This window comes from Xanthomonas sp. D-109 (genome assembly GCF_017746095.1).
In the GTDB taxonomy this organism is placed as follows: Bacteria; Pseudomonadota; Gammaproteobacteria; order Xanthomonadales; family Xanthomonadaceae; genus Xanthomonas_A; species Xanthomonas_A sacchari.
Genome location: NZ_JAGHWV010000008.1, coordinates 143,457 through 168,828, shown reverse-complemented (window position 1 = coordinate 168,828; position 25,372 = coordinate 143,457). Strand labels below are relative to the sequence as shown.

The 25,372-nt window shown below is 66.1% G+C and carries 22 protein-coding genes and 1 tRNA gene; 10 read left to right on the top strand and 13 right to left on the bottom strand.

The features are described 5' to 3' along the window. The first annotated feature begins 200 nt into the window (after positions 1-200). Positions 201-551 carry a hypothetical protein gene (locus J7357_RS08935; protein WP_209245848.1) on the top strand — a complete coding sequence of 117 codons (351 nt, stop codon included), beginning with the start codon at positions 201-203 and terminating at the stop codon, positions 549-551. Between the two features lie 1,928 nt (positions 552-2,479). On the opposite strand, the gene J7357_RS08930 is transcribed toward J7357_RS08935, so the two are convergent. The 3 genes from J7357_RS08930 to J7357_RS08920 form a co-directional block, all read right to left on the bottom strand. Next, complete coding sequence (locus tag J7357_RS08930; protein ID WP_209245847.1) at positions 2,480-3,259, bottom strand: hypothetical protein; 780 nt, start codon at positions 3,257-3,259, stop codon at positions 2,480-2,482. Positions 3,260-3,346: 87 nt separating this feature from the next. Continuing rightward, positions 3,347-4,780, bottom strand: coding sequence for a hypothetical protein (locus J7357_RS08925; protein ID WP_209245846.1), 1,434 nt, complete (start codon positions 4,778-4,780; stop codon positions 3,347-3,349). Positions 4,781-5,094: 314 nt separating this feature from the next. After that, positions 5,095-5,170, bottom strand: a tRNA-Thr gene (locus J7357_RS08920). 120 nt (positions 5,171-5,290) lie between these two features. On the opposite strand from J7357_RS08920, the gene J7357_RS08915 reads away from it, so the two are divergent. Both J7357_RS08915 and J7357_RS08910 read left to right on the top strand, forming a co-directional pair. Then, positions 5,291-6,247, top strand: coding sequence for a hypothetical protein (locus J7357_RS08915; RefSeq protein WP_209245845.1), 957 nt, complete (start codon positions 5,291-5,293; stop codon positions 6,245-6,247). After that, entirely contained in the window at positions 6,244-6,957 is a 714-nt protein-coding gene (locus J7357_RS08910) for a hypothetical protein (protein ID WP_209245844.1), read from the top strand. The genes J7357_RS08915 and J7357_RS08910 overlap by 4 nt, the downstream gene beginning before the upstream one ends. 173 nt (positions 6,958-7,130) lie before the next feature. Here the strand turns inward: J7357_RS08910 and ispH are convergent, their stop codons facing one another. The 5 genes from ispH to murJ all read right to left on the bottom strand — a co-directional run bounded on the left by ispH (position 7,131) and on the right by murJ (position 14,382). Then, complete coding sequence (gene ispH, locus J7357_RS08905; RefSeq protein ID WP_150409294.1) at positions 7,131-8,081, bottom strand: 4-hydroxy-3-methylbut-2-enyl diphosphate reductase; 951 nt, start codon at positions 8,079-8,081, stop codon at positions 7,131-7,133. A 56-nt stretch (positions 8,082-8,137) separates the two neighbouring features. Then, on the bottom strand, positions 8,138-8,641 hold the full coding sequence (gene lspA, locus J7357_RS08900) for a signal peptidase II (RefSeq protein WP_010341163.1): 504 nt from the start codon (positions 8,639-8,641) through the stop codon (positions 8,138-8,140). A 109-nt stretch (positions 8,642-8,750) separates the two neighbouring features. After that, positions 8,751-11,582 carry an isoleucine--tRNA ligase gene (gene ileS / locus J7357_RS08895; RefSeq protein WP_209245843.1) on the bottom strand — a complete coding sequence of 944 codons (2,832 nt, stop codon included), beginning with the start codon at positions 11,580-11,582 and terminating at the stop codon, positions 8,751-8,753. A gap of 6 nt (positions 11,583-11,588) precedes the next feature. Next, positions 11,589-12,587 (bottom strand): bifunctional riboflavin kinase/FAD synthetase, encoded by a 999-nt coding sequence (locus tag J7357_RS08890; RefSeq protein WP_209245842.1) that lies wholly within the window; start codon positions 12,585-12,587, stop codon positions 11,589-11,591. Between the two features lie 202 nt (positions 12,588-12,789). Continuing rightward, entirely contained in the window at positions 12,790-14,382 is a 1,593-nt protein-coding gene (gene murJ / locus J7357_RS08885; RefSeq protein ID WP_209245963.1) for a murein biosynthesis integral membrane protein MurJ, read from the bottom strand. Between the two features lie 116 nt (positions 14,383-14,498). Between murJ and rpsT the strand changes: the two genes are divergently transcribed. Then, positions 14,499-14,771: a 30S ribosomal protein S20 gene (gene rpsT / locus J7357_RS08880; protein ID WP_010341167.1), complete on the top strand. Its 273-nt coding sequence runs from the start codon at positions 14,499-14,501 to the stop codon at positions 14,769-14,771. 121 nt (positions 14,772-14,892) lie between these two features. Here rpsT and obgE read toward each other — a convergent pair whose 3' ends face one another. The 3 genes from obgE to rplU all read right to left on the bottom strand — a co-directional run bounded on the left by obgE (position 14,893) and on the right by rplU (position 16,809). Next, positions 14,893-15,948, bottom strand: coding sequence for a GTPase ObgE (gene obgE / locus J7357_RS08875; RefSeq protein ID WP_209245841.1), 1,056 nt, complete (start codon positions 15,946-15,948; stop codon positions 14,893-14,895). 267 nt (positions 15,949-16,215) lie between these two features. After that, positions 16,216-16,476 (bottom strand): 50S ribosomal protein L27, encoded by a 261-nt coding sequence (gene rpmA / locus J7357_RS08870; protein ID WP_010341169.1) that lies wholly within the window; start codon positions 16,474-16,476, stop codon positions 16,216-16,218. Between the two features lie 12 nt (positions 16,477-16,488). Beyond that, positions 16,489-16,809: a 50S ribosomal protein L21 gene (gene rplU, locus J7357_RS08865; protein ID WP_010341170.1), complete on the bottom strand. Its 321-nt coding sequence runs from the start codon at positions 16,807-16,809 to the stop codon at positions 16,489-16,491. Between the two features lie 296 nt (positions 16,810-17,105). Between rplU and uvrA the strand changes: the two genes are divergently transcribed. Both uvrA and J7357_RS08855 read left to right on the top strand, forming a co-directional pair. Continuing rightward, positions 17,106-20,105: an excinuclease ABC subunit UvrA gene (gene uvrA, locus J7357_RS08860; protein ID WP_209245840.1), complete on the top strand. Its 3,000-nt coding sequence runs from the start codon at positions 17,106-17,108 to the stop codon at positions 20,103-20,105. Next, positions 20,105-20,512 (top strand): thioesterase family protein, encoded by a 408-nt coding sequence (locus tag J7357_RS08855; protein WP_209229832.1) that lies wholly within the window; start codon positions 20,105-20,107, stop codon positions 20,510-20,512. The genes uvrA and J7357_RS08855 overlap by 1 nt, the downstream gene beginning before the upstream one ends. 216 nt (positions 20,513-20,728) lie before the next feature. On the opposite strand, the gene J7357_RS08850 is transcribed toward J7357_RS08855, so the two are convergent. After that, positions 20,729-21,175 carry a copper chaperone PCu(A)C gene (locus J7357_RS08850; RefSeq protein WP_209245839.1) on the bottom strand — a complete coding sequence of 149 codons (447 nt, stop codon included), beginning with the start codon at positions 21,173-21,175 and terminating at the stop codon, positions 20,729-20,731. A gap of 34 nt (positions 21,176-21,209) precedes the next feature. Here J7357_RS08850 and J7357_RS08845 point away from each other — a divergent pair, with 34 nt between their 5' ends. The 3 genes from J7357_RS08845 to J7357_RS08835 all read left to right on the top strand — a co-directional run bounded on the left by J7357_RS08845 (position 21,210) and on the right by J7357_RS08835 (position 23,501). Then, positions 21,210-21,989, top strand: coding sequence for an enoyl-CoA hydratase/isomerase family protein (locus tag J7357_RS08845; RefSeq protein WP_209245838.1), 780 nt, complete (start codon positions 21,210-21,212; stop codon positions 21,987-21,989). Between the two features lie 71 nt (positions 21,990-22,060). Beyond that, positions 22,061-22,969, top strand: a complete 909-nt coding sequence (gene tesB, locus J7357_RS08840; RefSeq protein ID WP_010341175.1) for an acyl-CoA thioesterase II — start codon at positions 22,061-22,063, stop codon at positions 22,967-22,969. A gap of 10 nt (positions 22,970-22,979) precedes the next feature. Beyond that, positions 22,980-23,501, top strand: coding sequence for a DUF2007 domain-containing protein (locus J7357_RS08835; RefSeq protein ID WP_209245837.1), 522 nt, complete (start codon positions 22,980-22,982; stop codon positions 23,499-23,501). Between the two features lie 203 nt (positions 23,502-23,704). Here the strand turns inward: J7357_RS08835 and J7357_RS08830 are convergent, their stop codons facing one another. Next, positions 23,705-24,328: an EF-hand domain-containing protein gene (locus J7357_RS08830; RefSeq protein WP_209029482.1), complete on the bottom strand. Its 624-nt coding sequence runs from the start codon at positions 24,326-24,328 to the stop codon at positions 23,705-23,707. A gap of 69 nt (positions 24,329-24,397) precedes the next feature. Between J7357_RS08830 and J7357_RS08825 the strand changes: the two genes are divergently transcribed. Next, the gene (locus J7357_RS08825; protein ID WP_343237405.1) at positions 24,398-25,288 is read left to right on the top strand and encodes an arginyltransferase; all 891 of its coding nucleotides are present in this window, start codon (positions 24,398-24,400) and stop codon (positions 25,286-25,288) included. Positions 25,289-25,372: the final 84 nt, after the last annotated feature.

Genomic DNA, 25,372 nt, shown 5'->3' with positions numbered 1-25,372 from the left:
TCAACCTGGAAGAACTCGGCGGAAGCCGCCATCTTCTAAGTGAGCTACTGAGGCGCCCTTATGAGCGGATGATTTCATTCTGAGCGGCAATCCCATTTTTCTTTAACGCTACTCGCGCCTTTCAAAAGGCTCCGCACCTATCTCCACTCCTGCCCCTTACGTCAATGATGTAAGGGAGCAATATTCATGGACGCACACAAATGTACGATTCCAAACCGACCTCCATCCGGGACGTCGTGAAAGCCGTCGAACCAATAAAGAATATAGAGAGACCCTATGGAGACAACGAAGGGGACGCCATCAACTCTCCAAGCGTATTTCCGGCACTCCCCCCTGATCAGCAAGCAGTGGTCGAAAATGCAGAAGAAACATTGCGTCGTTATATCGATCAATCCCAAAGTGCGAGTCGAGCAATAACCGAAATGCGCAAGAAAGGGCTACGCGCATACTTCAACCCATCCGATGATGACCCCTACCACATGGTCGGAGCAGTCACTGTAGGCGACTGGACCATAGACATCAGTGACTTTACTCAAACAGAGCTCGAGTGAACCGAGATTGACAGCCCCAGCACCCCACTCTAGCGGGGTGCTGGGGCACCAGATGACGCCGATGGAAACTTCACCCGTCAGACTGAGCGGCGGGACGACACCCGGAAGCCCGTCGTGCGCCACTGAATTCGCGACGTAATGGCAGCACAAGTAAAAAGCACCCCATGGGGTGCTTATAGAATTGGCGGGGCTCTTTGCACCTCACGAACAACCTCTCGCACCTCAAGGCTGGGATTTAAGACCCCAAAGAGCCCAGCCATGTTCCAGACCCACCAAACGCAAGAATGGCGGCCATGAAAACCGCGCACACCATCGTCTTAAGCTTGATGGACAGATTGTAGGAAAAACGAAAACTTTTTGACTCATAATTCATTGCCCGTACTCCTTCGCTAGCGTAGACAAAACTTCCGGAACTGTATTCACTTTCAAATGCCAACTGAGCATCAAAAGCTGCAAGGACCGAAAATTCTAGAGAAGGGCCTACTACTTCACAGACCTGGGTAATCGAGTCAAGTTGCTTGTGAGCATTTTGCTCTGGTTATTTTTTAACTATACCTTAACTTATTTCTCGAGTCAATCCAGGTCCTCAACGCCCATTTGTCATATCCCATTTGTCATATATGAACATCGCAGTACTGATGCAGTTACTCCTGGCACCACAGATGGCTGAATATCCTTTTGGAACAATGACTTAGAAACCCAACTGGCAGACAGGGTCCCGATAGATGCCTCGTAAGCCAGGAAGCCGTCACGTTGAGCCGATTCGAGCCCGTGAAGCCCAAGGAAAGCCAAGTGGGGCTCACGCCTGCTCAAGGCGGACAGCGGCTTACGGTGTACGCGCCCCGGAACCGAGCCTACGTGTGGCACCTCTCATTGACGTTGCGGCTGCAGGCGAGACACTTTCGATAAGCACCAAAACGCCCAGGACGCTCCCGTCCCAGCAAGCCACCGCATTCGCAAACCAAAGCGCTGCACCCTTGATCCCAGCGCCAAAGCCTTAGAGTAGCGAGAAGTGCAACGGTGACCGATACCGCGATAGCCAACGCCGGGAGCCATCGCGCCATCGTGTACACCCCTGCAAGCAACGGACTCTCTCGGAGCATTCCCAGCGGCAGCATCAGCAGCAGCCCCAGCGCCAAAGCCCCAAATGCGGGCGCATACATCTTTACCATCATCCACGTCCAACGATCCATGCGGCCATCCCGGCGATTGTCTGTTGCATCCTTGTACATATCAGTCGCAAAAGATGAGACTTGAGCCGTAAAACTTATCGCTACCCCTACAAGGTCGAACACCACCGCACGCTTCATACATGGCCGCCAACCCTTGCTATTGCAGGCAGTGAAACCTTCACAGTCGCCCGCATCTAGCGGATTACCCTCCGGTAGCATGCGCTTCGATAGCGCTTCGCATGGGGTAGAGGTTCAACTCCCGTGCAACCGTGACAGCGTGCAACAGCCCTGCGCGCAGCGGCACTCACTCGATCTAGCCAAGCTTGTGAAATCTACGCCCGCACCAGTTCTACGAACGATGGAGTTAAGGATTCAGAAAAAGCACTCCAATCTCAGCCTCACTCTCTCCCCGGAGACGGCAGCGCGTACCGGTAGCTGAGGTCAAAACGCTAGGATTTCCCGGGTATGTGGGCGCAATTTCACGCCCCCTGTATATATAAAAGCTTTTAAGTAATGTCTTTAAATTAATTGGGAAGCGTGACATCTCGACCACGGCATCGGACCTCACCTAACTCCCTGGGACGTCGGTGAGCGCGAATGCCATGAGGCGGGTGGTCCGTAAGTGGTGATAGGGCCAACTTAGGACAGGATGCGAGGCGGTGTTTGGATGAGGATCGTCCGAATCCAAAGTCAGCGAAAGCTCAGCCTTCCACGGATCCTCGCAATGTAGAAATGCACTACAAGAAGCAAGCGAAACTAGGCACTCATTCCAAGAATTTTCCGAACTTCATCCGTGCGCTTCTTAGAGAAGATCCAACCTTTAAGTTGTGCATTCCATTTTCCACCCACAGCCAGAAATTTCTCTTTGAACTGAACGGTGTTTCCTTTGACTAGGATAGCTTTCTCGCTGTAGTCAACGACCACCGGCGCCACAGTGAAGTCCCCCGTCTGAGGAGACGCGGCAACCGCAACCATCGAGTCCGAGTCGCTCACCTTTACACGCGGGGGGCCAACATCGCTTTCTTCAAACTGACCAACCATGAGGGAGAGGTGGCCTATGATCATTTCCTTCAGTTCGTTGGTAGACGAATATTCACCGATGAGGCCATTCTTCATGCACTCATCTCTAAAGCTCCAAAGGTCCTCGAGCTGCCCTGCGCTTCTCTTTAGTTCACCAGGTGAGACCGGCTTATTGGAGAAGTAAACAAGCACAGGCTTCCCAAGCTGCATGAACGTCTGTATCTCCTCTACCGTCCCACTCTTGGCCTTGCCAGTAGGGCTTCCTAGCCGCAAACCAAAAACGGCTATCAGAATGTCAGAACTCAGAACAATCTGTTTGTTAATCAAATCCTGTGGACGCCCCCCCATGATCGGAACAACGTCAGTCTCCCACTTCGTCGGTAGAAATGCGGTCTTCTTGTCAAAGGAGTTCTTAACGTTCCACTCAAGAAGTGCCTCCGGAACGATCTTTCTCTCATCCGCGACATCTGACGGAGAGCCAATCAGAATTCTGTACACCTTGGCCGGAAACGACATACACCCCCTCCAATGAAAATTGATTTATAAGTGCGTCAATCCGAGCCATCTAATCGTCTCGCCGCACAGCTCATGCAGGATGATCACTCAAAGCACCAACTTATCGAAGCGATCATTTAGGATTGTCCTAGACGTATCGTAGTGCATCGCGGTCGTTGACTTGACGAGGATCTCCAAGTCCGCATCGTCAAGCACGATCATGTAGCCGCGCCCATCTTTTGCGGCATCCCTGCACATAGCATCAATCTTCTTGCGATCACTAACCGCACGGCAAATTAGAATACCGACTTGCCCTCCGGATTTTGAGAACCGCCCAGACAATTGGTCGAGCTCTGGATTCTTAACATCCGCTGTGTAATTTTTGAATTCAACGAAGACATAGGGCGCGGTGTAGTGCTTTGAAAGCCAACTAAAGAAGCCTGCCGTGGCTGAATTAGAAAACCGGAGATCGACAATCTTCCGCCCCTGATTGATTGGCGCTTGGCGTACAGGGTGTATCAGAGATGGGTAAAGCAAGGCCGAAAGGAGGCCTTCGACAGCTCGCTCATAGTCGTGGGCACGGGCTCTTCCAGGAGGGACAGCTACCACCGCCTTATAGAGATCGTACAGTTGAACGTTAGCGACTTTCTCAATCTCTGCGAACGCACTATTGCTTATCGGAGGTGAAGGATCTGCAGCCTTCGCCTTTTTATATTTCGCGAGGACATCAGGATTATCCTCCGTCAATTTTGCCACAGCATCTTTGTCTTTACCGTAGTGCTTCATCAAAGCGGTCTTCGTAACCCTTCGCTTCTTACTCTTCAGCACTTCTACCAAACCAGATCCACTGGCCAAGTGTTGTTTCTGTAGCTCCGGCAACAAATAATGCCGATAGTAGGTTCCGGCGTCGTAAGCACCCGCGAGTCGAACAATCGACTTTGGGACCAACACGAGACTCTCACCCTTCGGCATGGGAAGCTCCACATGCCTCGCCACCCAACTTTGCGCTTGCATGTCCCAGCAGGGGCCTGATGAAACATTTGAGACCACAGGAATGCCGTAATACCGGCACATGTCTTGAGTGTACTCAATTAGCGGCGCTCGGATTATGTTGCAGACCGCATCAGAGATCATGTCAGCACCCACGCCTTCGATGAGAAGGGCGGTATCTTCCAAGTCAGATAGCACGCCAGACTTCGCGGCTTTGCTTGTCAGAAGTGAATCCCAGACTGACCCTGCGGACCCCTTGCCGAATGCGTGGCCACGCGATTTACCAGATGAATATCCAAGATGAAAATCATTTCTTTCGTTCAACGCCCCAAGTAGCGAGACAGCCCTAGCTTTGTCGCCCTTTTGCACTGCGCTGAGAACATTTCTAAAGAAGTTCTGAAGGAGTGCCACGCACTCACTGGACCACGGGGTGTCCATTGCCCGAATTGCGGTGGGCTCCACAAAAACTGGAAGATCTGTATCCAAAGGAACGTCAACGAAATCGAGCTCCGCCTGCTTTCGTTTTAGCTTGTACTGCTGAGATACGCGCATCCTATCCCCCTGTGCTGGCTTCACTGCCAAGGCGGAACGTACCTCATCAAGGACTACCTTGCCACTACCATGAGAATTCGCCGAGATACCAGGGGGAGGCTCAATCAGTGAGGCAATTAGGTGCTTCCATGTAAGTTGGAATGAAGCCAAGTGATCAGGATCAACGCGCCTCCCATTCGTGCGAACACGAACCATCCGCAACAAAACATGAGCGTCGACCAACGATCGCCTTGCAGCCAATCCCTTTCGAATCAACGAGTTCCAGCACATCCCAAACAAAAAGCCCCGACCAAGGCCGGGGCTTTTCATACAACTGGTGCCGGAAACAGGAGTCGAACCTGCGACCTACGCATTACGAATGCGCCGCTCTACCGACTGAGCTATTCCGGCGGAACTGGCAATTCTAGGCGTCGGCCCGGGCCGGGGTCAATCGCTGCCCGTGCCTTCGCGCAAGCGCCGCAATCGATGGGTTACCCTCCCGCCCCCGTCGTACCCATCCCCGTGCTCATCGTGAAGTTGTTCGCCTGGTTCTGGCTCGCGTTCCTGCTGTTTTTCGCCATCCCCTTCCCCTGCATCCTCTACTTGGCCAGCGACTGGCCACGCGTGCTGGCCCAGCCCAGCACGCCCGCATGGGCGCTGACCCTGCTGGCGCTGTCGCTGGGCCTGTGGCTGCACCTGCTCTACGCCTACCTGGACACGCTGCTGCTGATGCCCGGGCGCGCCCTGCACCGCGTGCGCCACCTGCTCGCCCACGGCGTGCGCCGCGAGGCGTTGATCGAACGCGCCGCCCCGACCGGGGTCGAGGTCAAGGGATGGCCGCAGTTGTCGCTGACCCTCGCCTTCGACAACCTGTCCGGCACGCCCATCCGCGACACCGTGTTGATCGTGGACCGCAAGCCGGCGCAACGCCGCTTCGAGAGCGGACGCACCGTGCCGCTGCGGCTGAGCACCACGCCGGGCGCCACCCCGAACCTGGTGCTGGAGGACGCCGAGCCGGCGCTGGACCGCGCCAGCCTGTGGCGACGTGCGGCCGGCGCCGTGCTGCTGGTGGTCCTGGTCGGTGCGGCCTACGTGGTGGCCTGGCGCCTGCAGAACCGCGGCATGGGCTGGACCTTCCTGTCCTTCAACCACCCGCTGCTGATGAGTGCGCTGGTGCTCAACGGCTATGTGCTGGCGCTGCGCGTGATCCTGCGCGTGATCCGCAGCAACGCCACCGACGAGACCCTGAAGTACCGCGGCCTGCGCGCGCGTGCGCGGGTGCTGGACGTGCGCCAGACCGGCACCACCCTCAACGAGCAGCCGCAGGTGGAGTTCCGCGTGGCGTTCGAGGACGCGTCGGGCAACCCGCACGAGGCGACGATGCGACGGTTCGTGTCGCTGCTCGACGTCGGGCAGTTGCCGCGCGACACCGTGTCGGTGCTGTACGACCCGCAACACCCCGCCCGCGCCGACTTGGAGCTGACATGAAGACGCCGCCCACCCCCGTGGTCTTCGCCGGCGTGGTGCTGCTGCTCGGTGGCCTCGCCTTCGCCGGCGGCGCCTGGGACACCATCCGCGCCACCCTGCAGGCAGGATCGCGCCTGCAGGCGGCGAGCCCACAGTCCCCCTCCAAGCCGCAATCGCTGGCGGCGCCGACCCCGACTGCCCGCGCTGCCGACACCGAGCCGGCGCCGACGCCGACGCCGGCACCACGCGGCAACCTGCTGTTCGACCCGCAGCGGCTGCGCGCGGCGCGGCAGGCGCTGGCGGACCTGCCCGACCTGCAGGGCCACGACCTGCGCGTGTTCCATGCCGTGCATTTCTACGACAACCGGATCGGACTCGAACTGCTGGACCCCGCACAGCCGGACCACGTGGACGAATACAGCTTCCACGACGAGGCCTGGCACAAGGAGGCGCCGGTGAATCCGCGCATGTTCGGGCCGTTCCTCAAGCCGGCCACCGACACCGCCGCGCTGCAGGACATCGATTTCGAGGGCGCCTACCGGGTGGCCACGGCCCTGCAGGAACAGCGCGAGGCGCTACAGGCCGAGCCGAAGAAGGTGGATCACGTGTACGTGCTGGTGGGCCGGCGCGGCCGCCTGCGCTGGATGCCCGATGGCGTGCAAGGCGATCGCGTGACCGTGGGCATCGAGTTCGATGCGCAGGGACGGCCGCGCGGCATGCAGCGCCAGTGAGCTTTGGCGAAGAAACACAGCACGTCATCTCGCAGGAGCGGCTCTTGTCCCCTTTTCGGGGATCAGCCGCGACAGGCTTTACCGGGAACGCCCGTCGCGGCTGAAAGCCGCTCCTACGCGCGCCACGACAGATACGCCCATCCAGCGCACAAACGCGCGACCGAACGCGACCGTCAGTCGACCAGGCGCAGCCGCAGTTCCTTTGGCAGCGCGAACACCATCGACTCCGGTTCGCCCGCCAGTTCCGACACGCCATCGGCGCCGAGTTCGCGCAGCCGCGCGATCACCCCGTCCACCAGCACCTGCGGCGCCGAGGCGCCGGCGGTGAGGCCGACGCGGCGTTTGCCGGCGATCCAGGCCGGGTCGATCTCGTCGGCGCCGTCGATCAGGTAGGACTCCACCCCGTCGCGCCGCGCCAGCTCGCTGAGCCGGTTGGAATTGGAGCTGTTCGGCGAACCGACCACCAGCACCAGGTCGCACTCCCTGGCCAGGTCGCGCACTGCGTCCTGTCGGTTCTGGGTGGCGTAGCAGATGTCGTCGTTCTTCGGGCCCTGCATCGCCGGATAGCGCGCGCGCAGCGCCTCGATGATGCCGCGGGTGTCGTCCACCGACAGCGTGGTCTGGGTGGTGTAGGCCAGGTTCTCTGGCTGCTGCACGTCCAGCGTGGCGACCTGCTCGATGTCCTCGACGAGGTAGATGCGGCCGGTGCCGCATTCGCGGTCCCACTGCCCCATCGTGCCTTCCACCTCCGGGTGGCCGGCGTGGCCGATCAGCACCACGTCGCGGCCGGCGCGGCAGTGCCGGGCCACCTCGAAATGCACCTTGGTGACCAGCGGGCAGGTCGCGTCGAACACCTTCAGCCCGCGCCGCTCGGCTTCCTGGCGCACCGCCTGGGCCACGCCGTGGGCGCTGAAGATCACCGTGTTGCCGTCGGGTACCTCGTCCAGTTCCTCGACGAAGATCGCGCCGCGCTGCTTGAGGTCGTCGACCACGAAGCGGTTGTGCACCACCTCGTGACGCACGTAGATCGGCGCGCCCAGGGTTTCGATGGCGCGCTTGACGATCTCGATGGCGCGATCGACACCGGCGCAGAAGCCGCGGGGGTTGGCGAGCAGGACATCCATAACTAGATCCGCCGGCCGCAGGGGGCCAGGCGCTTCGACAGGGAGAGTGGCACCGATTATCCCGCTTTTCGCTTCGCCTTGCCGTCGAACACGCCGAACAGGGCGATGCCGATGGCGCCGGCGACGATCGCCGAGTCGGCGATGTTGAACGAGGGCCAGTAATGCTCGCCCACGTACCACTGGATGAAATCGACCACGTGGCCGTGCATCAGCCGGTCGATCACGTTGCCGATCGCCCCGCCGATCACCAGCGCGTACGGCAGCGCGCTGCGCCACTCGCCGCGCGGGGTACGCGCCAGCCACCAGGCCAGCAGGCCGCTGATGCCCACCGCCAGCGCGGTGAAGAACCAGAGCTGCCAGCCGCCGGCCTGGCTCAGGAAACTGAACGCCGCGCCGGTGTTGTAGGTCCGGTACCAGTTCCAGAAACCGGGGATCACCGGCACCGCGGTGAACTCGGGCAGGCTGGACAGCACCCAGGCCTTGCTCCACTGGTCCAGGCCGATCACCGCGGCCGACAACAGCAGCCAGATCAGGGCGGAGGGGTTGGGTCGTGCGGTCATGCGGGAAGTCCGCCTTGGGCGAAGAAGGAAAGGAAGGATGGCCGACGCCGCAGCCACGGCGCCGCCGTCGGCCCCGGCGACGCGCAAGCCGCGCGGCCGGGGACGGCACTCAGAACCAGCGGCGCTCCTCGCCCGGTCCTTCGATGTTGCTGACGCAGCGGCCGCACAGTTCCGGATGCGCCGGGTCGGCGCCGACGTCGGCACGGTAATGCCAGCAGCGCACGCACTTGGGCTTCTCGGTGGCCTGGGCGCTGACGAAGATCTCGTCGGTCGTGGCCTCGCGCACCACCACGTCGCCGCTGATGAACAGGAACCGCAGTTCCTCCTGCAGCGGCTGCAGCTTCGCCGCAGTGGCGGCGTCGGCGGCGACGGTGATCTCCGCCTCCAGCGCCGCGCCGATCACGCCGTTGCCGCGCATCGGCTCCAGCACCTTGGCCACCTGCTCGCGCAGCGCCAGCAGTTGCTCGAAGTCGGCCGCGCTCAGCGCCGCGTCTTCCGGCAACGGCGCCAGGCCTTCGTACCAGGTCGCGAACAGCACGTTGCCCAGGTGCGCGCCCGGCAGGTAGCCCCACAGCTCGTCGGCGGTGAAGCTCAGGATCGGCGCGATCCAGCGCACGAAGGCCTCGGCCACATGGAACATCGCGGTCTGCGCCGAGCGCCGGCCAAGCGAATCCTCGGCCATCGTGTACAGCCGGTCCTTGGTCACGTCCAGGTACAGCGACCCCAGGTCCACGCTGCAGAAGTTCAGCAGCGCCTGCACGATGGCGGCGAAGTCGTAGCGCGCGTAGGCGGCCTTGATCTGCTCCTGCACCTCGTAGGCGCGGTGCACGATCCAGCGATCCAGCGCCACCAGCTCCGGCAGCGGCCGCAGGTGCACGGCCGGGTTGAAGCCGTGCAGGTTGCCGAGCAGGAAGCGCGCGGTGTTGCGCAGGCGCCGGTAGGCGTCGGCGTTGCGCTTGAGGATCTCCTGCGACAGCGACATCTCGTTGCTGTAGTCGGCCGAGGCGATCCACAGGCGCAGGATGTCCGCGCCCAGGGTCTTCATGATGTCCTGCGGCTCGATGCCGTTGCCCAGCGACTTGGACATCTTGCGGCCGTGCTCGTCCACGGTGAAGCCGTGGGTCAGGCACTGCCGGTACGGCGCCGCGTGGTCCAGCGCCACGCCGGTCAGCAGCGAGGACTGGAACCAGCCGCGGTGCTGGTCGGAGCCTTCCAGGTACAGGTCGGCCGGCTTGGGCAGGCCACGCTCGGTCAGCACCGCCTCGTGGGTGACGCCGGAGTCGAACCAGACGTCGAGGATGTCGGTGATCTTGTCGTAGTCGGCCGCCTCGTCGCCGAGCAGCTCGGCGGCGTCCAGCGCATACCACACGTCCACCCCGCCCTCCTCGACGCGGTCGGCGACCTGGCGCATCAGTTCGGTGCTGCGCGGGTGCGGCTCGCCGGTCTCGCGGTGCACGAACAGCGCGATCGGCACGCCCCAGGTGCGCTGGCGCGAGATCGTCCAGTCCGGACGCCCGGCGACCATGCCGGCGATGCGCGCCTGGCCCCAGGCCGGGTACCAGTGCACGCCCTCGATGGCCTGCAGCGCCTCGGCGCGCAGGTCGGCCTGCTCCATCGAGATGAACCACTGCGGCGTGGCGCGGAACGCGATCGGGGTCTTGTGGCGCCAGCAATGCGGGTAGCTGTGGACCATGCTGGCACGCGCCAACAGCAGCCCGCGCCCGGCCAGCAGGTCGGCGATGACGTCGTTGGCCTTCCAGATGTGCAGCCCGGCGAGTTCCGTGCCATCGACCGCCGGGGTCGACGGCAGGTACACGCCGCGCGCATCGACCGGGTTGATCTGCGCCGCGCCATAGCGCTCCAGCAGCCCGTACGGCTTCACCGCCACGTAGTCCTCCTGGCCGTGGCCGGGCGCGGTGTGCACCGCGCCGGTACCGTCGGTGTCGGAGACGTGGTCGCCGAGGATCACCGGCACGTCGCGTTCGTCGTAGAAGGGGTGCGCCAGCACCTGGTGCTCCAGCGCCGCTCCGGCGACGCGGCCGTGCACCACCACCTCATCGACGCCGTAGCGTTGCAGCGCGCGCTCGGCCAGCGCATCGGCCAGCACCAGCCAGCGGCGGCGGCCGTCGCGGGCCGGGCCTTCGACCAGCGCATAGATCAGCTCCGGCCCCAGCGACACCGCCAGCGAGGCCGGCAGCGTCCACGGCGTGGTGGTCCAGATCGGCACGGCCACTTCGGCGCCGTCCGGCAGGGTCGCGCCGAACGCGGCGGCCAGCGCCGCGCCGTCGCGGGCCGTATAGGCCACGTCCACCGTCGGCGATTGCTTGTCGGCGTACTCGATCTCGGCCTCGGCCAGCGCCGAGCCGCAGTCGAAGCACCAGTGCACCGGCTTCACGCCGCGGGTCAGGTGGCCGTTCTCGACAATCCGGGCCAGCGCGCGGATCTCGTTGGCCTCGAAATGGAAGTCCAGGGTGCGGTAGGGGTTGTCCCAGTCGCCGATCACGCCCAGGCGCTTGAAGTCGCGGCGCTGGATGTCGATCTGTTCGTTGGCGTATTCGCGGCACTTCTGCCGGAACTGCTCGGCATCGAGCTTGACCCCGACCTTGCCGAACTTCTTCTCGATCGCGATCTCGATCGGCAGGCCATGGCAGTCCCAGCCCGGGATGTACGGCGCGTCGTAGCCGGACAGGTACTTGGACTTGACGATGATGTCCTTGAGGATCTTGTTGACCGCATGGCCGAGGTGGATCGCGCCATTGGCGTAGGGCGGGCCATCGTGCAGCACGAACAGCGGCCGGCCCTGGGCGTTGTCGCGCAGCCGCGTGTACAGGCCCTCGCTCTCCCAGCGCGCCAGGATGTCCGGCTCGCGCTTGGGCAGGTCGCCGCGCATCGGGAACTCGGTCGCCGGCAGATGGAGGGTGGCTTTGTAGTCCTGGGTCACGGGCAGTTACCGGTCGGTGGTCTTCAGGGGGAGGTCCGCACGCGGGGCGGCGGACACGGGCGGCAGGCCCGTGGCGGCCGGCTCGGCGAGCAGTTGCCGCGCCAGCGCGGCGTCGCGGTGCATCTGCGCGGTCAGCGCCGGCAGATCGGCGAAGGTTTCCTCGTCGCGCAGCTTGGCGACGAACTCCACCTCGATGTGGCGACCGTACAGGTCGCCCTGGAAATCGAACAGGTGCGCTTCCAGCAGCGGCTCCACGCCCTGCACGGTCGGGCGGGTACCGAAGCTGGACACCGACGGCCACGGCTGCGCCGCCACCCCGTGCACCCAGGTGGCGTAGATGCCGGACAGCGCCGGGGTCCGCGCGAACCGCAGGTTGGCGGTGGGATAGCCGAGCGTGCGCCCGAGCTGCTTGCCGCGCACCACGCGGCCGCCGATCGCATACGGGCGGCCGAGCAGTTCGGCGGCATGGGCGAACTCCCCCGCTACCAGCAACTCGCGGATGCGGGTGCTGGAAATGCGCTCCTCACGCAGGTGCACCGGCGCGATCTCTTCGGCGGCGAAGCCATGCTGGGCGCCCAGCGCGCGCAGCAGCGCGATGTCGCCACCGCGCTTGTGGCCGAAGCGGAACGCCGGGCCGATCCAGACCTCGCGCGCGCGCAGGCGCTCGACCAGCACGCGCTGCACGAAGTCCTCCGCGCTCATCGAGGCCATGCGCCGGTCGAAGCGCAGCAGGCCGACGCTGTCGATGCCGAGTTGGAGCAGGCCCTGCACCTTGGCCCGGGCCAGGGTCAGTCGCGGCGGCGGCGCGGCCGGGGCGAAGAACTCGCGCGGCAGCGGCTCGAAGCTCAGCGCCACCGCCGGCACGCCCGCTTCGCGCGCGCGCGCCGTCGCCTGCCGCACCAGCGCGCGGTGGCCCAGGTGCAGGCCATCGAAGGCGCCGATGCAGACCACGCTTCCCTGCGGGAACAGGGTCCCGCCCTCGACGTCTCTAAACAGCCTGCTCATTCCTCGGTCCGAAGCGCCGGCGCAGGAGGCGCCGGTCGATGATGCGTAACCGTCGAGTATAGCGGGTGGGGCCACAGCCCGGGCGCAGCCAACCGTCGTAGGAGCGGCTTCAGCCGCGACCGAGGACTTCACCCGCACCCCAGGTCGCGGCTGAAGCCGCCCCTACGCATCCCGCATCCCGAATCCCCACTCCCGGCCCTTCTCAATGCTCGCGCAGATCCCGCGGCCGGAACCCCAGTGCCAGCAACGCCAGCAGGTACACCACGCCACCACCGCCGACCAGCAGCAGCAGGCTGCCGATGCGGTGCCACTTGTCCATGGTGGTGAAGGCCGGCAGCCAGTGCAGGCACAGCGCCAGCACCGCGGCCATCGCCGCGCAGGCCACGCCCAGCCGCAGCAGGTAACCGCCCCAGCCCGGCTTGGGCTGGTAGACCTGGTCGCGGCGCAGCCAGCGCCACAGCAGCGACAGGTTGAGGTAGCTGGCCACCGCACTGGCCAGGCCCAGCGCCAGGTGCAGGCCCGGCACCGCCTCCAGCGCCGCGCGCACGCCCTGCGCGCGCAACTCGGCCGGCACCCACAACTGGTACAGGATCGCCAGGAACAGCAGGTTCAGCGCCATGTTGGCAACCAGCGCGGCGACGCCGGCGCGTACCGGCGTGCGCGTGTCCTGGCGCGAATAGAACGCCGGCAGCAACACCTTGAGCAGGGCGAACGCCGGCAGGCCGAAGCTCAGCCCGAACACCGACATCGCCGCCATGCGCGTGTCGAAGGCGGTGAACTTGCCGTACTGGAACAGGGTCGCCACCAGCGGCTGGCTCAGCAGCATCAGCCCCAGCATCGCCGGCACCGCGATCAGCAAGGTGGTGCGCAGCCCCCAGTCCAGCGCGCTGGAGAACCCCGCGCGATCGGTCTTGACGTGGTGCCGCGACAGCGCCGGCAGGATCACCGTGCCCAGGGCCACCCCGAACACGCCCAGCGGCAGCTCCAGGAAGCGGTCGGCCTGCGACAGCCAGCTCTGCGAGCCGGCGTACAGGAACGAGGCGATCACCGTGTCCAGCAGCAGGTTGATCTGCGCGATCGAGGAGCCGAACAGGGTCGGCACCATCAGGGTCAGCACGCGGCGCACGTCCGGGTGCTGCCAGCCCCAGCGCGGCAGGGTCAGCAGGTCGATCCCGCGCAGGGCCGGCAACTGGAACAGCAACTGCAGCACGCCGGCCACCAGCACCGCCCAGCCCATCGCCAGGATCGGCACCTGCAGCCGCGGCGCCAGCCACAGCGCGCCGGCGATCATGCACAGGTTGAGGATCACCGGGGTCAGCGCCGGCAGGCCGAAGCGGTGGAAGCTGTTGAGCGCGCCACCGGCCAGCGCGGTCAGCGACACGAACAGCAGGAACGGGAAGGTCAGCCGCAGCAGGTCGACGATCAACCCGAACTTGGCCGGGTCGTCGCTGGCGCCGGGATTGAACAGCATCGCCACCTGCGGGGTGAAGATCAGCCCCAGCGCGGTGACCAGCAGCAGCACCCCACCCAGGGTGCCGGACACCCGTGACATCAGCGCGCGCAGGTCGGCGTGCGGGCGGGTTTCCTTCACCTCGGTGAACACCGGCACGAAGGCGGTGGCGAACGAGCCTTCGGCGAACAGCCGGCGCAGGAAGTTGGGAATGCGGAACGCCACCCAGAACGCGTCGGTGGTGGCGTTGGCGCCGAAGGAAATGGTGATGGCCTGGTCGCGCACCAGGCCCAGCACGCGCGAGACCATGGTCATGCTGCTGAAGGAGAGCAGCCCGCGAAGCATGCGCGGCTGGCTCATGCGGCAGCCCTCTTGACAATTGACTTGACGCGAATATTCGGACGCTTCATACTCTCCCGCTTGTTTTTATCCACCACACAGCTTTCCAGGAAACCACCACCGTGGCCAATATCAAGTCCGCCAAGAAGCGCGCCAAGCAGACCGTCGTGCGCAACGCGCGCAACACGGCTCAGCGTTCGATGCTGCGCACCGCCGTCAAGAAGGTCATCAAGGCCCTGGACGCCAACGACGCAGCCGGCGCCGAAGCCGCTTTCGCCATCGCCCAGCCGATCCTCGACCGTTTCAGCTCGCGTGGCCTGATCCACAAGAACAAGGCTGCCCGCCACAAGAGCCGCCTGAGCGCCCGCATCAAGGCGATCAAGACCGCCGCCTGATCGGCCGCCGTCGACGCCGGAAGCGCCTACGCTTCCGGCAGCACCACGAAAAAGCCCGGCCTCGGCCGGGTTTTTCGTGTGCGCGTCATCCCACGCTGCGCGCCATCGCACGGCGCGGAACTCAGGAGGCATCGGCAGCCGCATCCAGCGCGTCCTCGCGCTGACGGTCGAAGAACGCCATCACGTCCTTCATGATCGGCCAGGTGCCTTCGCGGCCCAGCGCCGAGACCAGGTACCAGGGCTGGGTCCAGCCCAGCCCGGCGACGACCTGCTCGGCCAGCGCCCGCGCCTCGTCCTCGAACATCAGGTCGGCCTTGTTCAGCACCAGCCAGCGCGGCTTGGCCAACAGCTCCGGGTCGTGCTTCTGCAGCTCGCGCTCGATCGCGCGCACCTGCTCGGTCGGCGACACGCCGTCCACGCCGCCCTCCATGGGCGCCAGATCCACCAGGTGCAGCAGCAGGCGGGTGCGCTGCAGGTGACGCAGGAACTGCGCACCGAGGCCGGCGCCGTCGGCAGCCCCCTCGATCAGCCCCGGAATGTCGGCGATCACGAAGCTGCGATAGGCCTCGACGCTGACCACGCCCAGGTTCGGATACAGCGTGGTGAACGGATAGTCGGCGACCTTCGGCGTGGCCGCGGACACCGCCCGGATGAAGGTGCTCTTGCCGGCATTGGGGAAGCCGAGCAGGCCGACGTCGGCCAGCAGCTTCAGCTCCAGCTTGAGCGTGCGCTCCTCGCCCTCCTCGCCCGGCGTCGCCTTGCGCGGCGCGCGCGTCACCGAACTCTTGAAGTGCATGTTGCCCAGGCCGCCCTTGCCGCCCTGCGCGACCAGCAGGCGGTCGCCATGCGCGACCAGGTCGCCGATGACCTCGTCGGTCTCGACGTTGATCACCACGGTGCCGACCGGCACGGTGATGGTCAGGTCCTCGCCGGCCTTGCCGTACATCTGCCGGCCCATGCCGTTCTCGCCGCGCTGCGCACGGAACGCGCGCTGGTGGCGGAAGTCGACCAGGGTGTTGAGATTCTCGTCGGCGACCAGCCACACGCTGCCCCCGTTGCCGCCATCGCCACCGTCGGGCCCACCCAGCGGGATGAACTTCTCGCGGCGAAAGCCGATGCAGCCATTGCCGCCATTGCCGGCCGTGACCTGGATTTCCGCTTCGTCTACGAGTTTCATGGATTAACAACCGGGAATGGGGAATGGTGAATCGGGAATGGGAAAAGCGAGCCGTCACCGCGGCGACGATTCTATGTCGCAGCCACAGATCGGCAAAATCCATCACTGCATTGCTTGGCGCAACCAGGACAGGGCGAGTTCACGGGAGACGCCTTTGCCATTCCCGATTCCCCACTCCCCATTCCCAGCCGCAAAACAAAAACCCCGCCGAAGCGGGGCTTTCGTCAGCAAGCCTGCGCCACGGCGCAGGCCCTGGACACCGGCGACTTACGCCTCGGTGACCACGCTCACGGTGCGGCGCTTCTTGGCGCCCTTCACCGAGAACTCGACCTTGCCGTCGACCAGCGCGAACAGGGTGTGGTCGCGGCCCAGGCCGACGCCGGCGCCCGGGTGGAACTGGGTGCCGCGCTGACGCACGATGATGTTGCCGGCTTCGATGGCCTGACCGCCGAACATCTTCACGCCCAGGTACTTCGGGTTGGAGTCGCGGCCGTTGCGCGAGGAACCTACGCCTTTTTTGTGTGCCATGACTGCTGCTCCTTACTTCTTGTCGCCACCGGCGATGCCGGTGATCTCGATTTCGGTGTAGTGCTGCCGATGACCCTGACGCTTCATGTGGTGCTTGCGGCGGCGGAACTTGATGATGCGCACCTTGTCGGCGCGGCCATGGGCCACGACCTTGGCGGTGACGGCGGCGCCCTTCAGCGCGTCGCCGATCTTGATGCCGTCGCTGTCGCCCAGCATCAGGATGTTGTCGAACGTGATCTCGTTGCCGGCTTCGACTTCGAGCTTTTCCACGCGGAGCGTTTCGCCCTGCGCGACGCGGTATTGCTTACCGCCGGTGACCAGTACTGCGTACATGACCAGACTTCCTCTGTAGTTATTGTGGTCGTTCCCGTCGTGCCGTTTCGGGCAGACAGGAGCGGGATTGTAAGCCGCCGCGCGCGGCAGGGTCAAGCCCGGCCGAGCCCGGGCTGTCAAGCCCCCCAGGCCGGCGCGGCTGCCTGAACCAGCCAGCCGCCGGCGCCCGGCGGCGCTGGGATCTGCGGCAATTGCCCCCACCTGACAAGCTGGGTACGCTGATCGATTGCCGTCCCCTTTCCGCCCCCACACTGGCCAGCGGCACCGCCACGGCCGGCACATTCCGGAATCTCTTCATGGCGATGGATTACATCCGCATCCGCGGCGCGCGGACGCACAACCTCAAGAACCTCGACCTCGACCTGCCGCGCGACAAGCTGATCGTGATCACCGGCCTGTCCGGGTCCGGCAAGTCCTCGTTGGCGTTCGACACCATCTACGCCGAAGGCCAGCGCCGCTACGTGGAGTCGCTGTCGGCGTACGCGCGGCAGTTCCTCAGCGTGATGGAGAAGCCCGACATCGATCACATCGAGGGCCTGTCGCCGGCGATCGCGATCGAGCAGAAGTCGACCTCGCACAACCCGCGCTCGACCGTGGGCACCATCACCGAGATCTACGACTACCTGCGCCTGCTGTACGCGCGCGTGGGCCAGCCGCGCTGCCCCGACCACGGCTATCCACTGGAGGCGCAGACGGTCAGCCAGATGGTCGACCAGGTGCTGACCCTGGACCCGGAGCAGCGCTACATGCTGCTGGCGCCGGTGATCCGCGAGCGCAAGGGCGAGCATGCGCAGGTGTTCGAGCAACTGCGCGCGCAAGGCTTCGTGCGCGTGCGCGTGGACGGCGAGCTGTACGAGATCGACGCGGTGCCGGCGCTGGCGCTGCGCCAGAAACACACCATCGAGGCGGTGATCGACCGCTTCCGTCCGCGCGAGGACATCAAGCAGCGCCTGGCCGAGAGCTTCGAGACCGCGCTGAAGCTGGCCGACGGCATGGTGGCGGTGCAGTCGCTGGACGACACCGCGGCCGCGCCGCACCTGTTCTCCTCCAAGTACAGCTGCCCGGTCTGCGACTACTCGCTGCCGGAGCTGGAACCGCGCCTGTTCTCGTTCAACGCGCCGATGGGCGCCTGCCCGAGCTGCGACGGCCTGGGCGTGGCGGAGTTCTTCGATCCGGAGCGGGTGGTGGTGCATCCGGAGCTGTCGCTGTCGGCCGGCGCGGTGCGCGGCTGGGACCGGCGCAACGCGTACTACTTCCAGCTGATCGCCTCGCTGGCCAAGCACTACAAGTTCGACGTCGACGCGCCCTGGCAGTCGCTGCCGGCGAGCGTGCGCCAGGCCGTGCTGTACGGCAGCGGCGACGAGACCATCACCTTCACCTACTTCACCGATGCCGGCGGCCGCACCCAGCGCAAGCATCGCTTCGAAGGCATCATCCCCAACCTGGAGCGCCGCTACCGCGAGACCGAATCGCCGGCGGTACGCGAGGAACTGGCCAAGTACATCAGCGAACGGCCGTGCCCGGACTGCAAGGGCGCGCGCCTGAACAAGGCCGCGCGCAACGTGTTCGTCGCCGACCGCCCGCTTCCGGACCTGGTGGTGCTGCCGATCGACGACGCGCTGAGCTTCTTCCGCCAGCTCGACCTGCCCGGCTGGCGCGGCGAGATCGCCAGCAAGATCGTCAAGGAGATCGCCGAGCGGCTGGGCTTCCTGGTCGACGTCGGCCTGGATTACCTGACTCTCGAGCGCAAGGCCGACACCCTGTCCGGCGGCGAGGCGCAGCGCATCCGCCTGGCCAGCCAGATCGGCGCCGGCCTGGTGGGCGTGATGTACGTGCTCGACGAGCCGTCGATCGGCCTGCACCAGCGCGACAACGAGCGCCTGCTCGGCACCCTCACCCGCCTGCGTGATCTCGGCAACACGGTGATCGTGGTCGAGCACGACGAGGACGCGATCCGCCTGGCCGACTACGTGCTGGACATCGGTCCCGGCGCCGGCGTGCACGGCGGCGAGGTAGTCGGCCAGGGCAGCGTGCAGGACCTGCTGAAGGCGCCGCGCTCGCTGACCGGGCAATACCTGTCGGGCAAGCGCCGCATCGAGATCCCGGCCAAGCGCCACAAGGCCAACCCGAAGATGACCCTGCACCTGCGCGGGGCCACCGGCAACAACCTCAAGAACGTCGACCTGGACATCCCGGCCGGCCTGCTGACCTGCATCACCGGCGTGTCCGGCTCGGGCAAGTCGACGCTGATCAACGACACCCTGTTCACCCTGGCCGCCAACGAGATCAACGGCGCCTCGCACAGCGTGGCGCCGTACCGCGAGATCGAGCACCTGGACCTGTTCGACAAGGTCGTGGACATCGACCAGTCGCCGATCGGCCGCACCCCGCGCTCCAACCCGGCCACCTATACCGGCCTGTTCACGCCGCTGCGCGAACTGTTCGCGCAGGTGCCGGAAGCGCGCTCTCGCGGCTACTCGCCGGGCCGCTTCAGCTTCAACGTGCGCGGCGGCCGTTGCGAGGCCTGCCAGGGCGACGGCCTGATCAAGGTGGAGATGCACTTCCTGCCGGACGTGTACGTGCCCTGCGACGTCTGCCACGGCAAGCGCTACAACCGCGAGACGCTGGAGATCCTGTACAAGGGCTTCAACATCAACGACGTGCTGGAAATGACCGTCGAGGATGCGCTGAAGTTGTTCGAGCCGGTGCCGTCGATTGCGCGCAAGCTGGAGACCCTGGTCGACGTAGGCCTGAGCTACATCAAGCTCGGACAGAGCGCGACCACCCTGTCCGGCGGTGAGGCGCAGCGCGTGAAGCTGTCCAAGGAACTGTCGCGGCGCGATACCGGTCGCACCCTGTACATCCTCGACGAGCCGACCACCGGCCTGCACTTCCACGATATCGAGGCGCTGCTGGGCGTGCTGCACAAGCTGCGCGACGAAGGCAACACCGTGGTGGTGATCGAACACAACCTGGACGTGATCAAGACCGCGGACTGGATCGTCGACCTCGGCCCGGAAGGCGGCCACCGCGGCGGCACCATCCTGGTCACCGGCACGCCGGAAGACGTGGCGGCCTGCCCGCAATCGTACACCGGCCAGTTCCTGGCGCGGATGCTGCCCTCCACCAGCGCGCGCCCGGAGCAGCCGGCGGCGATGGCCAACAAGCCCGATGCGCGCCCGCCGCGCAAGGTCAAGCCGGAAAAGCCGGCGAAGAAGCAGGCGGTGGCGGCCAAGAGCGGCAAGGCCAGCAAGAGCACCACCAGTACCGGCACCAAGAAGAAGAAGGACGTTTGATGAGCAGCGAACACAAGATCCTGGCGCGCATTCCGATCAGCGTGCGCTGGCGCGACATGGACAGCATGGGTCACGTCAACAACGCCAAGTACATCTCCTACCTGGAAGAGGCGCGCGTGCGCTGGATGCTGGGCGTGGAAGGCGTCTCGATGAGCGACCGCATCGCACCGGTGGTGGCGGCGACCAACGTCAACTATCGCGCACCGATCGTGTGGCCCAACGACATCCTGGTCGAACTGTTCGTCGAGCGCCTGGGCACCAGCAGCGTGACCATCGGCCACCGCATCGTCGACCAGCAGGACGAGAGCCGGCTCTATTCCGACGGCCACGTGGTGGTGGTGTGGATGGACACCCAGACCGGCAAGAGCGCGCCGCTGCCTGAGGCCGTACGCAAGGCGACGAGCTGACGCCTGCGCTTGCGCCGGGTCCGACCCGGCGCATCGCCCCCTTTGCAGTGACCTACCCACGCAGGAGCAGCGTGCGCTCCTTGTGGGAGGGACTTCAGTCCCGACGACGGATGGTGTCAGCCGACGCTGGGCTTCGCCCGTCGCGGCTGATTCCACAAAAGGGACGAGAACCGCTCCTACGACGAGGGGAGGCCCCTTTTCGCGAGGACGCTCCCCTTACATCGCCTGCTTGCGCACGGTCAGCGTCGCATCGGCCTTGCCGCCGCCTTCCAGTTGCAACTGCAGCGGCACGGCCTGGCCTTCGGTCAGTGCGCCCTTGCCCTGCATCAGCATCAGGTGCATGCCGCCGGGCTTGAGTTCCACGCGCGCGCCGGGGGCCAGCGGCACGCGCTCGACCGCGCGCATCCGGCTGACACCGGACACGACCGTGGTCTCGTGCAGCGACACATCGCCGAAGCCGGGGCTGCTGGCGCCGGTGACCGTGACCGGCTTGGCGCAGCCGTTGTGCAGCACGCCGTAGCCGGCAGTCATCGGCATCGCCGGATTCGGCGGCAGCCGCACCCAGCCCTGCTCGAGGGTGACGCAGGCCGGTTGCGCGGCCGATGCCGCCGTGGCGACCGTGCACAGCACCATCAATACGCCAGCGAATGGTTTGGTTATCATCGCCGCGGTTCCTTCTTCGAAAGCAGACCGCAGCATGACGACGCTCATCGACGTGATCAACCACGGCCCCATCCGCGAACTGCGCCTAGCGCGGCCGCCGGTCAATGCGCTGGACACCGACCTGTGCCGGCAGCTGATCCAGGCCATCGAGCAGGCCGGCGCCGACGGCGCGCACGGCCTGGTGCTGTCGGGCAACGAGCGCCTGTTCTCCGCCGGCATGGACGTACCGCACCTGCTGAGTCACGGCGACGACCGCGCCAAGCTGCTCGTCAGCTGGCAGCAGTTCTTCGGCGCGGCGCGCGCGCTGGCCGCCAGCCCGATGCCGGTGGTGGCGGCGCTGACCGGCCACGCCCCGGCCGGCGGCTGCGTGCTGGCGCTGTGCTGCGACTACCGGGTGATGGCGCGCAGCCCCGAGCCGGCGCGCCCGGTCACCATCGGGCTCAACGAGACCCAGGTCGGCCTGGTCGCGCCGGAAGGCATCCAGCGCCTGCTGCGGCGGGTGGTCGGCGCGCACCGTGCCGAACGCCTGCTGGTCGGCGGCGACCTGGTCAGCGCCGAGCGCGCGCTGGAGATCGGCCTGGTCGACGAACTGGTCGATGCCGACCTGGTGGTGGCGCGCGCGCTGGCCTGGCTGCTGGACCTGCTGAAGCGGCCGCGACAGCCGATGCTGCAGACCCGGGCCATCGCCCGCGCCGACCTGCGCGCGGCGCTGGCCGACGAGCACATCGGCCTGGAGCGCTTGATCGACGACTGGCAGGCGCCGGACACCCAGGCCGCGCTGCGCGCACTGGCGGCGCGGCTCGGCAAGGGCTGAGCGCGGCGGCAGGCGGGCACGCGCGGACGGCCCGGTATAATCGGCCCACGTCCGTCGCCAGGCCCCGCCTCTTGTCCGCCAAGCCCGCCCCCGTCGTGTCCGAACTGATCGAGCTGCTGTCGCTGGAGCGGCTGGAGGACAACCTGTTCCGCGGCCAGAGCCGCGACATCGGCACCAAGTACGTGTTCGGCGGCCAGGTGCTGGGCCAGGCGCTGTCGGCGGCGCAGGCCACGGTGGAGAACGCGCGCCGGGTGCATTCGCTGCACGCCTACTTCCTGCGCGCCGGCGACATCGAGCACCCCATCGTCTACGACGTGGACCGCACCCGCGACGGCGGCAGCTTCTCGGTGCGCCGGGTCACCGCGATCCAGCACGGCAAGGTGATCTTCTTCTGTGCGGCCTCGTTCCAGGAACAGGAGGACGGCGCCACCCACCAGCTGAAGATGCCGGAAGTGCCGCAGCCGGAAGACATCGAGCCGACCCCGGCGGCGCGCCCGGAAGTGCTGGCGACGCTGCCGACCAAGGTGCAGCGCTGGCTCTCGCGCGGCGGCCCGTTCGAGTTCCGCCACGTGTATCCGCGCGACGAACTGAATCCGCCCAAGCGCCCGCCGTTCCAGCAGATGTGGCTGCGCCTGAGCGAGCCGGTCGGCGATGCGCCGGAACTGCACCAGGCGCTGCTCGCCTACGCCTCGGACTTCCATCTGCTCGGCACCGCCACCTTCCCGCACGGCATCAGCTACTACACGCCGAACGTGCAGATGGCTTCGCTCGACCATGCGCTGTGGTTCCACCGCCCGTTCCGCGCCGACGACTGGCTGCTGTACTCGCTGGACAGCCCCAGCGCGCAGGGCGCGCGCGGCCTGGCGCGCGGGCAGTTCTTCACCCGCGACGGGACCCTGGTGGCGAGCACCGCACAGGAAGGCCTGATCCGCGTGGTTCCCGACGCCGACGCCGCGGCGCAGGTTCCGGCAAAGCGCTGAGGAAACGAACATGCGTCAGATCTTCAGCAGCCAACGCGTGGAAACCGCCGAAGGCGTGGCCGCCCTGCTGCGCGATGCCGGCATCGAGGTGCGACTGAGCAACGGCCGCTCCTACCGGACCCGCCGCAGCGGCCAGTTCAGCTATCTCGATCCGGTGGCGGCGCAGGCGCAGCCCACGGTGTGGGTGGTGCATGCCAACGACCAGCCACGCGCGCGCGAACTGCTGCGCGACGCCGGCCTGCTCGACAGTACCCGCCGCGACCCGGAACAGGGCCGTGCGCCCTACTTGAACGAGTTCCGCTCGCAGGTGGAAGCGGACGGCGGCAAGCGCTGGGCCTGGCGCATCCGCATCGCCCTGCTGCTGGCGATCGGCGCGGTAGCGCTGATCACGGTGCTGCGCCATCGCGACAACCGCGCGCCCAGCGCCGCACCGGCGCAACCCGCCGCGACCCAGCCGGCCAGGCCGCCGGCACAGGACACCGGCAGCGACGAAGTACGCGTGCGCGTGCAGCCGGCACCGCGCGGCAACTGAGCCGCGCCGAGCAAGGCGATGCCTGCGCGCTGTCGCCCATGATGGTGACAGCCAGCCGATGATCGCCTCCCGTGCATGACGGCGCGACACGAGGCAGCAGGTTTCCTTCCACACAAAAAAACGCCCCTGCGCGAGGGGCGCAGGGGCGCTGTCGATCGGCGCCTTGGTGCAGAGACGCCGCGGCCATCGCCGCGGCGGATGGCTCAGTTGCTGTCCGGGGCAGGCATCGGCGGCGGCGGTGCGTCGCCACCGCGCGGGCCATCCGGGCGATGCGCCCAGCGCTTGGCCTGCGCCGCATCGAACTCGGCGCGGCTGAGCATGCCGTCCTTGTTGGTGTCGGCGGCGGCGAACCAGGCATCGCGATGCTGCTTGGCGCGCAACTCGAAGTCGGCACGGTCGATGTAGCCGTCCTTGTTCACGTCCATCTTGTCGAAGCGCGCGGCGAGCTTGGGATCGGCCTGCGCTTCGGCGCGACTGATGCGGCCGTCCTTGTTGGTGTCCAGCTTGGCCATCATCGCGCCAGGCACGCCGTGTTCGCCCGGGCCACCCGGGCCGCCACGGCCACCGTGGCGGCCGTGACGCGGCCACTCGTCGCGGCTGAGCTTGCCGTCGTGGTTCTTGTCCAGCGCGTCGAAATGCTCGGCCAGGCGCGGATCGGCGGCGGCCTCGCTGCGGTCGATGACGCCGTCGCCGTTCTTGTCGAGCGCGGCGATACCGCCGGCATCGGCGGGCGCGGCAGGATCGGCCGGCGGCGGGGTAACGGCGTAGGCGGCACCGGAGAGCACGGCCAGCACGGCCAGGGCAAGCAGCGGATTGCGAGACTTCATGGGTCACTCCCTGAGGATGATGGGAACCTGCCGGGACGGCAGGCGTCCGGCGCCGCGGGCGGCCCGTGCATCGGGCCGGCGCCGTGGCGCCTTCCCTGCAGACAACGCCCCGTCGCCGCCACGGTTGACCGGCTGCCGGGCGTATTCATGGTGCGGACAGTCGCGGCCCCTGCGATGGCGAAGCGCTATGCTCGGCGCATGGCCATCCACTCCGACGCCAGCGACGACCTGCGGCTGTTCCAGACCGGCCAGCACGCGTGCGGCTACTGGCCCGAGCGGCAGGCGCGCGACCTGGTGCTGGACCCGCACGATCCGCGCCTGGGGGCGCTGTATCCGCTGGCGTTGAGCTGGGGCTTCCGCCGCTCCGGCGATCTGGTCTACCGCCCGCACTGCGACCACTGCCGCGCCTGCGTGGCGGTGCGCATCCCGATCGAGGACTTCGCGCCCGATCGCAGCCAGCGCCGCTGCCTGGCGCGCAATGCCGATATCGAGGTGCGCATCGTCGCCGCCGAGCGCAGCGAGGAACAACTGGCGCTGTATCAACGCTACCTGCGCCATCGCCATCCCGGCGGCGGCATGGACGATCACGGCGCACACGAGTTCGACCAGTTCCTGATCGGCCGCTGGTCGCATGGGCGCTTCCTGGAACTGCGGCAACGCCTGCCGGACGGCCGGCGTGGGCCGCTGCTGGCGGTGGCGGTGACCGACATCGCCGAGCAGGCGCTGTCGGCGGTCTACACCTTCTACGACCCGGACGCCGGCGCACGCGGTCTGGGAACGCTGGCGATCCTGCAGCAGATCGCCTGGGCGCGACGCGAGGGTCTGCGCCACCTGTATCTGGGCTACTGGATCCGCGGCCACCAGAAGATGGACTACAAGCGCCGCTTCCGGCCGCTGCAGGCCTACGACGGCCGCCACTGGCGCGATTTCGACGACTACCTGCGCCAGCTCGGCGGCTAGCCGACGGCCACTGGCGAAGCGCGGCCCAGCCGGTGCCGCCGCGGACGGTTGCGCCATCGTGCCGACATGCAGCGCATGCGAAAC

Excerpts from the sequence above, each read along its gene's own strand:
- J7357_RS08935 (WP_209245848.1), top strand. The coding sequence starts at position 201 with ATGTACGATTCCAAACCGACCTCCATCCGGGACGTCGTGAAAGCCGTC.
- J7357_RS08930 (WP_209245847.1), bottom strand. The coding sequence starts at position 3,259 with ATGTCGTTTCCGGCCAAGGTGTACAGAATTCTGATTGGCTCTCCGTCA.
- J7357_RS08925 (WP_209245846.1), bottom strand. The coding sequence starts at position 4,780 with ATGCGCGTATCTCAGCAGTACAAGCTAAAACGAAAGCAGGCGGAGCTC.
- J7357_RS08910 (WP_209245844.1), top strand. The coding sequence starts at position 6,244 with ATGAAGACGCCGCCCACCCCCGTGGTCTTCGCCGGCGTGGTGCTGCTG.
- ispH (WP_150409294.1), bottom strand. The coding sequence starts at position 8,081 with ATGGATGTCCTGCTCGCCAACCCCCGCGGCTTCTGCGCCGGTGTCGAT.
- lspA (WP_010341163.1), bottom strand. The coding sequence starts at position 8,641 with ATGACCGCACGACCCAACCCCTCCGCCCTGATCTGGCTGCTGTTGTCG.
- J7357_RS08890 (WP_209245842.1), bottom strand. The coding sequence starts at position 12,587 with ATGAGCAGGCTGTTTAGAGACGTCGAGGGCGGGACCCTGTTCCCGCAG.
- murJ (WP_209245963.1), bottom strand. The coding sequence starts at position 14,382 with ATGCTTCGCGGGCTGCTCTCCTTCAGCAGCATGACCATGGTCTCGCGC.
- obgE (WP_209245841.1), bottom strand. The coding sequence starts at position 15,948 with ATGAAACTCGTAGACGAAGCGGAAATCCAGGTCACGGCCGGCAATGGC.
- rpmA (WP_010341169.1), bottom strand. The coding sequence starts at position 16,476 with ATGGCACACAAAAAAGGCGTAGGTTCCTCGCGCAACGGCCGCGACTCC.
- rplU (WP_010341170.1), bottom strand. The coding sequence starts at position 16,809 with ATGTACGCAGTACTGGTCACCGGCGGTAAGCAATACCGCGTCGCGCAG.
- uvrA (WP_209245840.1), top strand. The coding sequence starts at position 17,106 with ATGGCGATGGATTACATCCGCATCCGCGGCGCGCGGACGCACAACCTC.
- J7357_RS08855 (WP_209229832.1), top strand. The coding sequence starts at position 20,105 with ATGAGCAGCGAACACAAGATCCTGGCGCGCATTCCGATCAGCGTGCGC.
- J7357_RS08850 (WP_209245839.1), bottom strand. The coding sequence starts at position 21,175 with ATGATAACCAAACCATTCGCTGGCGTATTGATGGTGCTGTGCACGGTC.
- J7357_RS08845 (WP_209245838.1), top strand. The coding sequence starts at position 21,210 with ATGACGACGCTCATCGACGTGATCAACCACGGCCCCATCCGCGAACTG.
- J7357_RS08835 (WP_209245837.1), top strand. The coding sequence starts at position 22,980 with ATGCGTCAGATCTTCAGCAGCCAACGCGTGGAAACCGCCGAAGGCGTG.
- J7357_RS08830 (WP_209029482.1), bottom strand. The coding sequence starts at position 24,328 with ATGAAGTCTCGCAATCCGCTGCTTGCCCTGGCCGTGCTGGCCGTGCTC.